Genomic DNA, 14,039 nt, shown 5'->3' on the forward strand with positions numbered 1-14,039 from the left:
GGCCGACCCGATGCCCTGGCCACCGGGTCGGCCATCGCGGGAGTCGGCCAGCGCCGGAACGGAATAGATGCTGCCCGGATGTGCTTGGAATAGAGGCAATTGCGACGTGTTCCCGCGGCGATGAGCGCGTACGGCGGGCGGTGGGTCGAGAGAGGTGACCAGGCTCGTAAGACGGCGCGATACGGCCGACATTCTGGCGGGTGTGATTTCTGCTACAGCCATCCGGGTGAAGGTGCGCTACTTACGGGTTGAAGCTCACCCTGGTGCGGCGGCCACTCTCCGGCGTTCCTGTGAGATGGTCGAGCGGAACGGCGGAAACCGCGCTCGCCTAAGGGATGAGTGGAGAGGAATTGTGACCGCGAACACCATGGCCACCAGTGACACCGAGGTCGGCGCGACCGAGGGCGGTGTCTACCGGCACCGCGTCCTGGTCATCGGTTCCGGGTTCGGCGGACTGTTCGCCACCCAGGCGCTTCGCAGCGCCTGGGCCGACGTCACGATCGTCGCGAGGACGTCCCACCACCTGTTCCAGCCGCTGCTCTACCAGGTGGCGACCGGGATCCTCTCCGAGGGAGAGATCGCCCCGTCGACCCGCGAGGTGCTGCGCCGTCAGCGCAACGCCCGGGTCGTGCTCGGCGAGGTCACCAACATCGACCTTGACGCGAGGACCGTCACCTCGGAGCTCGTCGGCCGCACCACCCTGCACCACTACGACAGCCTGATCGTCGCCGCCGGCGCCGGGCAGTCATATTTCGGCAACGACCAGTTTGCCGAGCACGCGCCCGGAATGAAGAGCATCGACGACGCCCTCGAGCTTCGCGGCCGGATTCTCGGCATGTTCGAGTTGGCGGAGGCGTCCACCGACGAGGCGGACATTGAGCGGCTGCTTACTTTCGTCGTTGTCGGCGCCGGCCCGACCGGTGTGGAGATGGCCGGCCAGATCGCCGAGCTCGCGCACCGGACTCTGCGCCGCGATTTTCGGAGCATCGACCCGCGCAAGGCGCGGATTGTCCTGCTCGACGCGGCTCCGGTCGTACTTCCCGCGTTCGGCGACAAGCTCGGCGCCTATGCCGTCCAGCGGCTGGAGAAGCTGGGCGTCGAGGTTCAGCTGGGCGCGATGGTGACCGACGTCGACGCGACCGGCATCGAGGTCAAGAACGCGGACGGCACCAGGCGGCGCATCGAGTCGGTCTGCAAGGTATGGGCGGCCGGAGTGCAGGCGAGCCCGCTGGGCAGGCAGCTCGCCCAGCAGAGCGGCGCGGGGCTTGACCGGGCCGGCCGGGTCCAGGTGGAGCCGGACCTGACCCTGCCCGGCCATCCGGAGGTGTACGTCGTCGGCGACATGATCTCGCTGAACCAGCTTCCGGGAGTGGCGCAGGTCGCCATCCAGGGTGGCCGGCACGCCGCCCGGGACATCCGCGCCCGGATCGAGGGCCGCGAGTCCGGCCGGCTCTTCAAGTACCACGACAAGGGCAGCATGGCGACGATCTCGCGGTTCAGCGCCGTCGCCAGCATCGGCAGGCTGAAGCTCACCGGCTTCGTGGCGTGGCTGATGTGGCTGGCCGTGCACCTCGTCTACATCATCGGCTTCAAGCACCGGGTGACGACGCTGCTGCACTGGGCCGTCAGCTTCGTCGGCCGAGGCCGCTCGGAGCGCACCGTGACGCACCAGCAGATCTTCGCCAGGACCGCGATCAGCCGCCTCGGCGAGGAGTTCTCGCCGTCACTGCCGCCGGACCCCGACGCCCGGCCGTCCTGGCGGGGGAACGGGGCGGCGGCCCCGGTGCCCGGCCCGGCCAGCACCCCGGCCCAGCCGGTGCCGGCCAGCGGGAAGACGCCGGAGCCGGCCACCTCCGGCGTCGGCTGACCGGCCGCTGGCTGCTGGCCGCCGGCCTCCGTGGCCACGGCTCGTCAGGCCGTGGCCACGGCTCGACGAGCCCGATATTGGCTTGCGGTGGCGGGGCCACGGGAATATTCATGGTGGGCGCATGTGTCTGACCTGCGGGGACGCGGGGCGGGGGCGTCGCGTGATGCGTCGTGGGTCGCCCGCCGTGACCGCCTTGGCGTAGCCAGGGCTGTGAGACTGTCGTTTGTCGCCGTAAGCCCCTGCTCGGGAACCTGGATTCTGCTCGTACCGTGACGTTGCCGCACGCTCAGCAGCCGGTCGAATCGCCGACCGGCGGGTCCGCCGACCCCGCCGCCACCCCGGTGGACCGGTCGGCCGACCCCATGACCGGCGGCCGCGCCGGGGCCGAGCGGGCTGGCCGACCTGGCCGGCGCCGCAGGCCGGGAACGTCGGGCCGCCCAGGCGGTGACGGGTCCGGCGGCGGCCGTGCCGGCGGCGGAGCGTCGGGACGCGGGCCGGTGGGGAACCCGGTGGGGAAGCAACGCGACGGCGGCCGGCCCGTCGACCTCGGGGCGGCCGAGCGGGCGGAGCTTGCCGGGCTGTCCGCGCGGCTGCCCGCGCTGATGCTGCGCGACGGGCACCGGCTGGCGCGCCGCCTCGACGGCGTCCGCCACGATCCGGACGCCGCGGCGCGGGCCCGCGCGATCGTCGAGATCACCGACGAGGTCGAGACGGCGGAGATTCGCGTCGCGTTGCGCCGCGACGCCGTGCCGGCGCTGAAGTACCCGGACGAACTGCCGGTCAGCCAGCGTAAGGACGAGATCCTCGCGGCCATCCGCGACAACCAGGTCGTCATCGTGGCCGGCGAGACCGGCTCGGGCAAGACGACGCAGATCCCAAAGATCTGCCTGGAGCTCGGCCGGGGCGTCACCGGGCTGATCGGGCACACCCAGCCGCGCCGGCTGGCCGCCCGCACCGTCGCGGACCGGATCGCCGAGGAGACGGGCGCGCAGGGACTGGGCGGACTCATCGGCTACCAGGTGCGCTTCACCGACCAGGTCGGCGAGGACACGCTGGTCAAGCTGATGACCGACGGCATCCTGCTCGCGGAGCTGACCACGGACCGGCTGCTGCGCCAGTACGACACGCTCATCATCGACGAGGCGCACGAGCGCAGCCTCAACATCGACTTCATCCTCGGCTACCTGCACCGGATCCTGCCGCGCCGGCCGGATCTGAAGGTGGTCATCACCTCGGCGACGATCGAGACGGAGCGGTTCTCCCGCCACTTCGGCGACGCCCCGGTCATCGAGGTGTCCGGCCGGACCTACCCGGTCGAGGTTCGCTACCGGCCCGTCATCGACCCGGAAAACCCCGATGGTGATCCCGACCGGGACGTCGTCACCGCGATCTGCGACGCCGTCGACGAGCTGTCAGTCGAGGGGCCCGGCGACGTCCTCGTCTTCCTCTCCGGGGAGCGGGAGATCCGCGACACCGCGGACGCGCTGGCCCGCCGGCCGAGCAGGGAGCTGCTGCCCCGGGAGATCCTGCCGCTGTACGCACGGCTGTCCGCGGCCGAACAACATCGGGTGTTCCAGTCGCATCAGGGCCGGCGGATCGTGCTCGCGACGAACGTCGCCGAGACGTCGCTGACCGTCCCGGGAATCAAGTACGTCGTCGACGCCGGCACGGCCCGGATCTCCCGGTACAGCCACCGGCTGAAGGTGCAGCGRCTGCCGATCGAGCCGGTGTCGCGGGCGTCGGCGAACCAGCGGTCCGGCCGCTGCGGACGGACGTCCGCCGGTATCTGCATCCGCCTCTACTCGGAGGACGACTTCGAGACCCGGCCGGAGTACACCGACCCGGAGATCCTGCGGACCAATCTCGCTTCCGTCATCCTGTCGATGTCGTCGTTGGGGCTCGGCGAGGTCGCGGACTTCCCGTTCCTCGACCCGCCCGACCCGCGTCAGGTCACCGACGGCCTGGCGCTGCTCCACGAGCTCGGCGCGTTCGAGTCGCCGCGCCGCCTGCCCGCCCCGGCGAAACCGGTCGCCGACGCCGAAGGCGGTGCCAGCGTCGGTGCCGCCACCACCGACGTCGCCGGCAGCGGCGGTGAGGCACGTGGCGGCGGTGAGCGCACGCCGCGGCTGACACCGCTCGGACGCCGGCTCGCCCGGCTGCCGGCCGACCCGCGGCTGGCCCGCATGATCGTCGCGGCGGAGGAGCAGGGCGCGCTCGCCGAGGTGCTCGTCATCGCCGCGGCGCTGGCCGTCGGGGACGTGCGCGAGCGCCCGCCCGACGCCCAGCAGGCGGCGGCGGAGAAACACGCCCGGTTCACCGAGCCGACGTCGGACTTCCTCGGCTACCTGAATCTGTGGAACTACCTGCGGGAGAAGGCCGCGGAACTGTCGTCGAACCAGTTCCGCAAGCTGTGTCGCACCGAGTTCCTGCGCTACCTGCGAGTGCGGGAATGGCAGGACGTCCACAGCCAGCTGCGCCAGTCGGCCCGCTCGCTGGGCCTGTCGACGAATGCCACCCCGGCGAGCCCACAGCAGATACACGCCGCGCTGCTCACCGGTCTGCTGTCGCACGTCGGCCTGTTCGACCCGGAGAAAAGGGACTACCTGGGGGCGCGCGGCGCCCGGTTCGCCGTCTTCCCGGGCTCGGCGCTGTTCAAGAAGCCGCCGCGCTGGGTGGTCGCGGCCGAGCTGGTCGAGACGTCCCGGCTGTGGGGCCGGATCGCGGCGAAGATCGAGCCCGAGTGGGTCGAGCCGCTCGCCGGGCACCTGGTCCGCCGCTCCTACAGCGAGCCGCACTGGTCGCGCCGCTCCGCCGCCGTCCTCGCGACCGAGAAGGTGACGTTGTACGGCGTGCCGATCGTGGCCGCCCGGACGGTGAACTACAGCGCGATCGATCCCGCGCTCTGCCGGGAGCTGTTCATCCGGCACGCCCTCGTCGAGGGCGACTGGGAGACGCGGCACGCGTTCTTCGCCGAGAACCAGCGGCTGCTCGCGGACGCCGAGGAACTGGAACACCGCGCGCGCCGTCGCGACATCGTCGTCGACGACCAGACGATCTTCGATTTCTACGACGCCCGCATACCCGCGGACGTCGTCTCGGGCCGCCATTTCGACGCCTGGTGGAAGAAGACCCGTCCGGGTACGCCCGACCTGCTCGTCCTCGCCCCGGAGATGCTCGTCAACCCGGGCGCGACGGGCGTGAGCGCCGCGGACTTCCCGGACTCCTGGCCCGGCCGGCCCGGGGACGAGCACCAGATCGCGCTGACCTACCAGTTCGAGCCCGGCTCGGCCGCCGATGGCGTCACGGCGCATATCCCCCTCGCGATCCTCAACCAGATCGAGCCGGACGGTTTCGACTGGCAGGTGCCCGGGCTACGTGAGGACCTGGTCACCGAGCTGATCCGCTCGCTGCCGAAGGCGCTGCGGCGCAGCTTCGTCCCCGCACCCAACTACGCGCGCGCGGTGCTGGACCGCGTCGGCCCGGCCGACGGCCCGCTGCTCGCCGTCGTCGAACGCGAGCTGAACCGGATAGGCGGCGGCACGACCGTCTCCCGCGGGGACTGGGACCTGAGCCGGCTGCCACCGCACCTGAGGATCACGTTTCGCGTCTACGACGGCCAGAAGCAGCGCGACGGCCAGAAACAGCGTGACGGTCACAAACAGAACGGCGGCCAGAACCAGCGCGACGGGCGGGATGGGCGCGGCGGCGGGCGTGACGGACGGGACGGGAACGCCGAGCGACCGTCGGGGGCGCTGGCCGAGGGCAAGGACCTCGACGAGCTCAAGCGCCAGCTGGCGCCGAAGCTGACGGCGGCGGTGTCGGCCGCCGGCGGGAGCCTGGAACGGACCGGCCTGACGGGCTGGGCCGACCTGGGCACGATCCCGCGCACCGTCGAGCGCAGGTCCGGGCGTCACGTGGTCCGTGGCTACCCCGCGCTGGTGGCCGAGCCTTCCGGGGGTGTCGCGCTGCGGGTGCTGGCGACCGAGGCCGAGCAGAGCCGGGCCCATCCCGTCGGTACCAGGGCGCTCCTTCTGGCGTCGGTGCCGTCACCGGTTCGGTACATCAACACTCAGCTCTCGAACGCGTCGAAGCTCGCCCTGCGCCATCATCCGCACGCGAGCGTGGGCGACCTGCTCGACGACGCCGTCGCCGCGGCCGCCGACGCGCTGATCGCCGAGGCGGGCGGCCCGGTGTGGGACGAGGCCGGGTTCGAACGGCTACGAGACGCGGTCCGCGCGGAACTGCCCGAGCGCTCCCTCGCCGTCGTCCGGTCCGTCGAACGGGTCCTCGTCCTCGCCCATGACGTGAAGGCGCGGACGGAGGCACTCGCGGGCGGTTCGCCGGCGGGCGGTCCGGCAGCCGGCCGCCCGGCGGCGGGCCGCCCCGTCCAGGTGAAGGACCTGCGGTCGTTGTCCTCGGCGTTCGCCGCCGCCCAGGGCGGCGTCGGTACCCGGACCGCCGTCAAGCTCACCCCGGCGCTCGCCGCGAGCCTCGACGACCTGCGCCGCCAGCTCGCCGCGCTCGTCTACCCGGGCTTCGTCACGGCCACCGGCGCCGACCGTCTGGACGACCTGACGCGCTACCTGACCGGCGCCCTGCGCCGCCTGGACCGCCTCCCCGCCGACGTGGCCAGCGAGCAGCCCAAGCTGGCCACGATCGCCCGGGTCCGCGCCGCCTACGACGAGCTGGCGGTGGACCTCCTCCCGCCGGGCGCCCCGCCGGGCCCGGACCTCCTGCGCATCCGCTGGATGATCGAGGAACTCCGCGTCAGCCTCTTCGCCCAGACGCTGCGCACCCCCTACCCCGTCTCCGAAGAGCGTCTCTACCGCGCCATGGACGACCTCGCCCCCTGACCGCGTCCCTCACTGGTCGCTCGCCGCCTGTCCGACATCAGGKCGAATCCTGTCCGACGTCAGAGGCACGAACAGCGCCGTTTCGTGACCCTGGCGTCGGACAGGACGTCCGGGATCCCCGCGTGAGGTAGCTGGCGGGCGGAGACCGGCTAGCGGATGTGAAGGCGCTTGAGGGCGGTGAGGGTGTGGGTGAGGACGGTGGCGTAGCGGTCGGGGCCGAGGAAGCCGGGCGGGTCGAAACCGAGGAGGTGCTGGCTGGCGACGGTCTGGGGCTCGGTGAGCTTGAGCAGCCCCTCGTCGCCGTGGCGCCGGCCGAGACCGGAGGCCTTCATGCCGCCCATGGGGGCGCCCTGCGACCCGTAGGTGGACGCGTAGCCCTCGTTGATGTTGACCGTGCCGGCGTCGATGCGCGCCGCGACCGCGCGGGCATGACCGGTGTCGCGGCTCCATACGCAGGCGTTCAGGCCGTACTCGGTGTCGTTGGCGGCGGCGATCGCCGCGTCGTCACCATCCACCGGGTACAGCGCGACCACCGGGCCGAACGTCTCGTCCCGGTGGAGCGCCATGCCGGGGGTGACGTCGGCGAGAACGGTGGGTTCGTGGAACAGCGGACCCAGGTCCGGGCGGGGCTTGCCGCCGGCGAGCAGGGTCGCGCCCTTGGAGACCGCGTCGTCGAGGTGGGCGCGGACGGCGTCGAGCTGGCGCTGGTAGGTGAGTGAGCCCATGTCGGTGGCGTAGTCGAGCGAGGCGCCGAGCCGTAGCCGGTCGACCTCGCCCACGAACGCCTTCACGAACGCGTCGTACACCGAACGGTCGACGTAGATCCGTTCGATCGAGACGCACAGCTGACCGGCATTGTTGAAGCAGGCCCGGATGGCGCCTCTGGCCGCCTTGTCGACGTCGGCGTCGGCGAGCACGACCATCGGGTTCTTCCCGCCGAGCTCCAGGGAGCAGCCGATCAGCCGCTGGCCGGCGCGCGCGGCGATCGCCCGGCCGGCGGTGGTCGAGCCGGTGAACGCGATGAAGTCCGCGCCGTCGATCAGCGGGTCGCCGATGGTGTCCCGACCGCCGAGCACCACCTGCCACAGCTCGGCGGGCAGGCCGGCCTCGATCGCCAGCTCGCGCAGCCAGAGCGCGGACAGCGCGGTCTGCGTGTCCGGCTTCTGCACGACCGCGTTGCCCGCGACCAGGGCCGGCAGTACGTCGTCGGACAGCGCCAGCGGGTAGTTCCACGGGGTGATCACGCAGACGACGCCCTTCGGGCGGCGTGACTCTAYGGTCCGCGTCAGCACGGGGAAGGCACCGGATCGGCGGTGCGGCGCGAGCAGCCTGGGGGCCCGGCGGCTGAAGTGCTGGGCACAGGCGGCGACCTCGAGTACCTCCTCGACCGCGTGCGCGCGCGCCTTGCCGGTCTCCCACTGCAGGATGTCGAGCGCCTCGTCCCGCTGGCGCAGCACCAGATCGTGCAGCCGGGTGAGGACGCCGGCCCGGTCGCGGACCGGCGTGGCGGCCCATGCTGCCTGCGCCACACGCGCCGCGGCATAGGCGGCCTGGACGTCGTCGGCCGTCGACTGCGGCAACGAGACCAGCGGTTCGCCGGTGAACGGCGCCGTGACCGTCGTCGGCTCGCCGGTGGCGGTCACGCCGGATACCAGCCGCGCCAACAGCGCCGCGTCGAGCCGGCGTCCCGGCCCGGTGGTCGCGGCGGGGGTGGGCGTCGCAGTGGGGGAGGCGCCTACGGGCGTCGTCGCGGTCATCGCGTTCCTCCTGGCACGGACTGCGGGCGGCCGAGGTCTTGGTCCGGCGGCCCGGACCGTCGGCCGGTTAGCCCACCTTTGTCCCAGGCGGCGCCGGCCATCGCTCTACCGAACGGTAGCCACGCTACGCCGCCGCCGTCGCCCGGATCCCCGATCAGCGCGCTCGCTGTGCCGCCGGGCTGGCGGCCCGGAGGGGGCCGCCAGCCCGGCGAGGTTCAGGGACGGTTCATCCCCTGCCTGTCATCCCCTGCCTGGCATCGACGGCCTGGCGTCGTCGGCCGGCCGGTGGGCCGTGAGCGCCCGGATGATCGCGGCCGACGCGATGGCGTGGCCGGCCGCGTTCGCGTGCACGCGGTCGCTGGCGAAGATGGCCGGGTCGGCCGCGCGCGGGTGATGATGGGTGTCGACGTGCAGGCCGCCCACCTGGGCCGCGACGGCGGCGGTGATCGCGTCGAGCCGGTCGAACAGGCCGGCCATCGTCGCGGCGGTGCGCGGCGACAGCAGCCCCGAGCGGGCGAGGTCGAACAGGCCGATGGTCACCACCAGCGCGCCCCGGTCGGCGAGCGGGAGGGCGATCTCCAGCAGCTCGCGCCAGGACTGCTCGGGGTCGTAGTCGGGGCGCAGCGTGTCGTTGCCGCCGGCGACGACCAGTGCGAGGTCCGGCTCGAACCGCAGCGCCGCGGGCAGCTGGCCGTCGCGGACGTCGGTGAGGCGGGCCCACGGCACGCCGAGGTTGAGGTACTGGACGTCGAGGTGCTGGGGGTCGACATGCCGGGAGTCGAGATGCCGGGAGCGGTGCGGCTGGTCCCGCGGTGCCCTCCTCCCGTCGGCGAGCCTCCCCTCGGCGAGCGCCGCCGCGAGCCGGTCGGCGAAGCACAGGTCCCGGTAGCCGGCGCGGGGTTCGCGCACCCCGGCGGCGATGCTGTCGCCCAGCACCACCAGCCGCCGCCAGGGCGCGCCGCGCAACAGCTCGGCCTCCTCGGCCGGGGTCAGGCAGTCGGGATCCGCCCGCTCCAGGGCGTCGTCCAGGACGGTCACCGCCCGACCTCCTCGGCGGGCTGGCCCGGGCGCCGCGAAGGACGCAGCAGGAGACCGACGACGGCGATCGCGCCGCACAGCGCCGTCATCATCCAGTAGACGTCCTGGAAGGGCCCGATGCCGTCGCCGGGCTGACGGTCGAGCAGGAGCGCGGTCGCGGCCACGCCGATCGCCCCGCCGACCTGGCGGGCCGCGATGTTGAGGCCCACGGCGGCCGCGAACCGCCGGGGTTCCACCGCCAGGGCCGCGGCGCTGGACACCCCCACGCTGACCGCGCCGATGCCGACGCCGAGGCCCAGCCCGGCCGGTAGCCAGGCGGTGAGGAAGCGCGGGTCGACGGGAAGCCAGATCGCGAGCACCAACGAGGTCGCGGCGATCAGGGCGCCGCCGCCGACGACCAGCACCCAGGGCGCGGGCTGCCGCCGGGACCGGCCGATCGAGATGCCGACGAGCGCCGCCCAGCCGGCCGCGGGCGTCATCGCGAGGCCGGCGGTCAGCACCGAGTACTGCCAGGCCTCCACGAGGAACAGCACGCCGAGCAGCAACGAGGCGTACAGCGCCGCCCCGAACAGGGCGGAGATGACGTTGGCGACCGCGTAGCCCGGGCTGCGCCACAGGTCGACCTCGATGGCCGGGGCCGGGTGGCGCGCCGACCGGCCGACGGCAGCGGCCGTGCTCAGGACGCCCCCCAGCAGAAACCCGAGCGTCGCCGGGCTCGCCCAACCCCATCGCTGCGCCTCGGTCAGGCTGAGGACGACCGCGCCGATGCCGACGGCCAGCAGGACGGTGGCCAGGGCATCCGGCGCGCGGCGCCGCGCGGTGTCGGCCCCAGCCCCGGTTCCGATTCCGGTGCCGGCCGCGGTTCCGGTTGGCATGGCCGCGGGCTGGTAACGGACGGCGCGTTCGATCAGCAGCAGCCCGATCGGCAGGTTGACGCAGAACAGCGCCCGCCAGCTGGCGACGTCCACGAGAATCCCGCCGACCGCCGGGCCGGCGACCGCCGCGAGACCGGCCGAGGCGCTCCACAGGCCGATGGCGGCGGCGCGACGGTCGGGCGGGGTGTCGGCGAGCACGATCGCGAACGACGCGGGGATCAGGAGGGCCGCGCCGATTCCCTGCGCGGCGCGGGCGGCGAGCAGAACCCCGAACAGCGGCGCGACCACCGCCAGCAGCGAGGCGGCCGTGAACAGGGCCGCGCCGGCGACGAACAGCCGGCGGCGGCCGAACAGGTCGGCCAGCCGTCCGGCGGGCGCGAGCAGCGCGGCGAACGGCAGCGCGTAGAGCGTCACCACCCAGGACACCGAGGTCACGCCGACCTCGAAGTCGCGGGCGAGGTCGGGGACCGCCAGGTTGGTGATCGTCGCGTCCAGGAAGGCGAGGAACGAACCACCACAGGCGAGCAGCACCGCGGTTCGGGTTGAGCGGGCTGGCGCCGCCGCGGACGGCGTCAGCCCGGCCGTGACCGGCGACGGGATCGTGGCCGGGCTGGACGCCGTGGCCGGGGTCGGTGGGGCGGCGGAGGACAGGGGCTGGGAGCTCATGATGCCGAAATTTAGCGTCCGAACGTTCGTACTTCAATAGCGAACGATCGATCGGTATGCTCGGCCTGTGTCCGGTCGCCGTTCCGTCGCTGACGCGCTCGATACCCGCGCGGCGATCCTGCGGCGCGCCGCCGACATCGCGTCGGTCGAGGGTCTGGAGGGGCTGACGATCGGCCGGCTCGCGGCTGACCTGGAGATGAGCAAGTCGGGCGTGATCGGCCACTTCGGCACCAAGGAGCAGCTTCAACTCGCCACCCTCGACCATGCGGCGGATCTCTTCCGCCTACGGGTCTGGGAGCCGGTGCGCCACCTGCGGCCGGGCCTGGAACGCCTACTCGGGATCTGCGAGTCGTGGACGCGCTACGCCGAGGCTCCCGGGTTCGCGGGCGGCTGCTTCATAGCCGAGACCAGCTTCGAGTGGGACGGCCGGACCGGCCCGGTGCACGACGCGCTGGTCGTCGTCACCGGCCGCTGGCGGCGCACCCTCGCCGCCGAGATCAGGACCGCCGTCGCGGCCGGCGAGCTCGCCGCCGACCTCGACACCGACCAGGCCGTCTTCGGCCTGGAGGCGCTGGCCGCCGGCATCAACCCGGCCCGGCAGCTCCACGGCGAGACCCAGGCCCCCACCTGGGCGCTGCGCACCATGCACGCCATCCTCGGCCTCGCGCCGTCGACGACGAGCTGACCCGGGGGTGCGAGTGCGATTCGGGCGCCGGCTGACGGGGCCTCAGGCGCCAGGGTCGACCCGCGTCGGCTCGGGTGCCTGAGGCGGGAGATCGTCGCCACCCGTCGCCCGCTTCGTTTCCTGCTCCGCGTCGCGGACCGGTGGCAGTCGCGATATTCCCGCGGATAGGACGACGGTGCCCCACAGCAGGCTGTGAATGGTGTGGCCGCTGTGCCATCCCCAGCTCGATCCCATGACGAGCCCGAGAACGACGATGGTGCCGCCGCCCAGGATGAGCAGCAATGCCARTACCCAGCGGAGCGGGTGCGAGCGGGAGCCTGGCTCGCCTGAACGTGTGGAATCCATGAAGCGGCAGGCTAGGCCGCGCTCGTGGGCCGCGCTGTCGTCCTGATGACTGGCGCGACCAGTCCAGATTGACGACTGCCGGGGCCAGTCCAGGCATCCATTCCCTGGACTGGCCCCGGCAGCTCAGCCGTACACGGTCAGCCGTACACGGTCAGCCGGTACACGGTCAGGCGTGCACGGATGCCTCCAGGTCGCGGACGAGGCCCTCGGCGACCTTCTTGGCGTCGCCGAAGATCATGAGGGTCTTGTCCTGGTAGTAGAGCTCGTTCTCGACGCCGGCGAAGCCGGCCTTCATGCCGCGTTTGACGACCATGACGGTCCTGGCGCTCTCGACGTCGAGGATCGGCATGCCATAGATGGGGCTGTCCTTGTTCGTCTTCGCGGCCGGGTTCGTCACGTCGTTCGCGCCGACGACGAGGGCGACGTCGGTCTGCGCGAAATCAGCGTTGATCTCGTCCATGTCGAGGATCTGGTCGTAGGGCACGTCCGCTTCGGCGAGCAGCACGTTCATGTGGCCCGGCATCCGGCCGGCGACCGGGTGGATGGCGAACCGGACCTGGGCGCCGTTGCGGGTGAGCGCGTCGGCCAGCTCGCGGATGCGGTGCTGGGCCTGGGCCACCGCGAGCCCGTAGCCGGGCACGATGATGACCGAGCGGGCCGTCTCCAGCAGCATCGCCGCCTCCTCGGTGGTGGCGATGCGCACCGGCCGCTCCTCCACCACGCCGGCCGCCGCGGCGGACGTGTCCGCCGCCCCGAACGCGCCGAACAGCACGTTGCTGAACGAGCGGTTCATCGCCCGGCACATGATGACCGAGAGCAGGAACCCGGCCGAGCCGTCGAGCGCGCCCGCGATGATGAGTGCCTTGTTGTCCAGCGCGAAGCCCATCGCGACCGACGACAGGCCGGCGTAGGAGTTCAGCAGCGAGATGACGGTTGGCATGTCCGCGCCGCCGATCGGGATGATCAGCATGACGCCGAACGCCGCCGCCAGCACCGCGACGACCGGGAACAGGAACGTCTTCGACGGGTCCGCGACCAGCCACACGCCCGCCGCCACGGCGACGACGAGCGTCAGGAGGTTCACGACGTTCTGCCCGCGGTACACCTGCGGGCGGCCGGGCAGGATCTCGTGCAGCTTGCCGAACGCCATCAGGCTGCCGGTGAAGGTCAGGAAACCGAGCAGCACCTCGAGCGTGATCGCGGCCATCGTGAAGGCCCCGATCTCCGGCTGGTGGTTGTAGTACTCGGCCGTGCCGACGAGACCGGCGGCGAGCGCGCCGAAGGCGTGTGACAGCGCGATCCGCTGCGGCATCGCCGTCATCGGGACGAAGACCGCCATCAGCGCGCCGATGGCCGACCCGACGACGAACGCCAGGATGATCCAGCGGAAGTCGACGATCTCCTTGTTCACCAGCGTGCCGATGATCGCGAACAGCATGCCGAGTTCGGCGGCTTGCAGTCCACGCCGAGCCGTCTTCGGTTGGGTGATGCCCTTCAGGCCGACGATGAACAGACCACCGGCGGCCAGGTAGCACAGAGGCACGATGTAGTCGTTCATCGGGCGGTCTCCTGGGTGGTCGCGGCGGCGGGGTCCTTACGGAACCTGGCTCGCAGCCAGTCGGCGGCGCTGGGGCCGGCCCCGCCCGTCGGCGCGCCCTTACCGGCGGCGTCGCGTGGACGGAACATCTTGAGCATCCGGTCGGTGATCAGAAACCCACCGACGACGTTGATCGTCGACGCGGTGACGGCGATCGTGCCGAGGAGGGTCGACACGACGCCGTGGTCGGAACCGGCGATGACCAGGCTGCCGACCAGCGAGATGCCGGCGACCGCGTTGGTCAGCGACATCAGCGGGGTGTGGAACAGCGGTGGCACCCGCCGGATCACCTCGAAGCCGACGAAGCTCGCCAGCAGGAACACGTACAGGCCGCTCTCGATCGCGGTGGACATCGG

Annotated in this window: 9 protein-coding genes; 3 read left to right on the top strand and 6 right to left on the bottom strand. The window is 72.4% G+C overall.

Annotated features, from left to right (window positions below):
• Positions 1 to 367 precede the first annotated feature (367 nt).
• Both BCD49_RS34910 and hrpA read left to right on the top strand, forming a co-directional pair.
• Positions 368 to 1,867 (top strand): NAD(P)/FAD-dependent oxidoreductase, encoded by a 1,500-nt coding sequence (locus BCD49_RS34910; RefSeq protein ID WP_051467380.1) that lies wholly within the window; start codon positions 368 to 370, stop codon positions 1,865 to 1,867.
• A 509-nt stretch (positions 1,868 to 2,376) separates the two neighbouring features.
• Entirely contained in the window at positions 2,377 to 6,720 is a 4,344-nt protein-coding gene (gene hrpA / locus BCD49_RS34915; RefSeq protein ID WP_007513621.1) for an ATP-dependent RNA helicase HrpA, read from the top strand.
• A 149-nt stretch (positions 6,721 to 6,869) separates the two neighbouring features.
• Here hrpA and BCD49_RS34920 read toward each other — a convergent pair whose 3' ends face one another.
• The 3 genes from BCD49_RS34920 to BCD49_RS34930 form a co-directional block, all read right to left on the bottom strand.
• Positions 6,870 to 8,477, bottom strand: coding sequence for a succinic semialdehyde dehydrogenase (locus tag BCD49_RS34920; protein ID WP_071042365.1), 1,608 nt, complete (start codon positions 8,475 to 8,477; stop codon positions 6,870 to 6,872).
• A gap of 240 nt (positions 8,478 to 8,717) precedes the next feature.
• Positions 8,718 to 9,515 carry a GDSL-type esterase/lipase family protein gene (locus tag BCD49_RS34925; RefSeq protein WP_007513623.1) on the bottom strand — a complete coding sequence of 266 codons (798 nt, stop codon included), beginning with the start codon at positions 9,513 to 9,515 and terminating at the stop codon, positions 8,718 to 8,720.
• Positions 9,512 to 11,056, bottom strand: coding sequence for an MFS transporter (locus BCD49_RS34930; protein WP_007513624.1), 1,545 nt, complete (start codon positions 11,054 to 11,056; stop codon positions 9,512 to 9,514). The genes BCD49_RS34925 and BCD49_RS34930 overlap by 4 nt, the downstream gene beginning before the upstream one ends.
• A 67-nt stretch (positions 11,057 to 11,123) precedes the next feature.
• Here BCD49_RS34930 and BCD49_RS34935 point away from each other — a divergent pair, with 67 nt between their 5' ends.
• Positions 11,124 to 11,741, top strand: coding sequence for a TetR/AcrR family transcriptional regulator (locus BCD49_RS34935; protein ID WP_007513625.1), 618 nt, complete (start codon positions 11,124 to 11,126; stop codon positions 11,739 to 11,741).
• A 42-nt stretch (positions 11,742 to 11,783) separates the two neighbouring features.
• Here BCD49_RS34935 and BCD49_RS34940 read toward each other — a convergent pair whose 3' ends face one another.
• The 3 genes from BCD49_RS34940 to BCD49_RS34950 all read right to left on the bottom strand — a co-directional run bounded on the left by BCD49_RS34940 (position 11,784) and on the right by BCD49_RS34950 (position 14,036).
• Complete coding sequence (locus BCD49_RS34940; RefSeq protein ID WP_027141190.1) at positions 11,784 to 12,023, bottom strand: hypothetical protein; 240 nt, start codon at positions 12,021 to 12,023, stop codon at positions 11,784 to 11,786.
• 229 nt (positions 12,024 to 12,252) lie between these two features.
• Positions 12,253 to 13,644, bottom strand: a complete 1,392-nt coding sequence (locus BCD49_RS34945; protein ID WP_007513628.1) for an NAD(P)(+) transhydrogenase (Re/Si-specific) subunit beta — start codon at positions 13,642 to 13,644, stop codon at positions 12,253 to 12,255.
• Complete coding sequence (locus BCD49_RS34950; protein WP_007513630.1) at positions 13,641 to 14,036, bottom strand: NAD(P) transhydrogenase subunit alpha; 396 nt, start codon at positions 14,034 to 14,036, stop codon at positions 13,641 to 13,643. Before BCD49_RS34950 ends, BCD49_RS34945 begins: the two co-directional genes overlap by 4 nt.
• Between the last annotated feature and the right edge of the window lie 3 nt (positions 14,037 to 14,039).

Source organism: Pseudofrankia sp. EUN1h (assembly GCF_001854645.1).
Taxonomy (GTDB): Bacteria; Actinomycetota; Actinomycetes; order Frankiales; family Frankiaceae; genus Pseudofrankia; species Pseudofrankia saprophytica.

What these genes read in the sequence shown, in the direction of transcription:
- BCD49_RS34910 (WP_051467380.1), top strand. Translation starts at nt 368, where the DNA reads ATGGCCACCAGTGACACCGAGGTCGGCGCGACCGAGGGCGGTGTCTAC.
- BCD49_RS34930 (WP_007513624.1), bottom strand. Translation starts at nt 11,056, where the DNA reads ATGAGCTCCCAGCCCCTGTCCTCCGCCGCCCCACCGACCCCGGCCACG.
- BCD49_RS34945 (WP_007513628.1), bottom strand. Translation starts at nt 13,644, where the DNA reads ATGAACGACTACATCGTGCCTCTGTGCTACCTGGCCGCCGGTGGTCTG.
- BCD49_RS34950 (WP_007513630.1), bottom strand. Translation starts at nt 14,036, where the DNA reads ATGTCCACCGCGATCGAGAGCGGCCTGTACGTGTTCCTGCTGGCGAGC.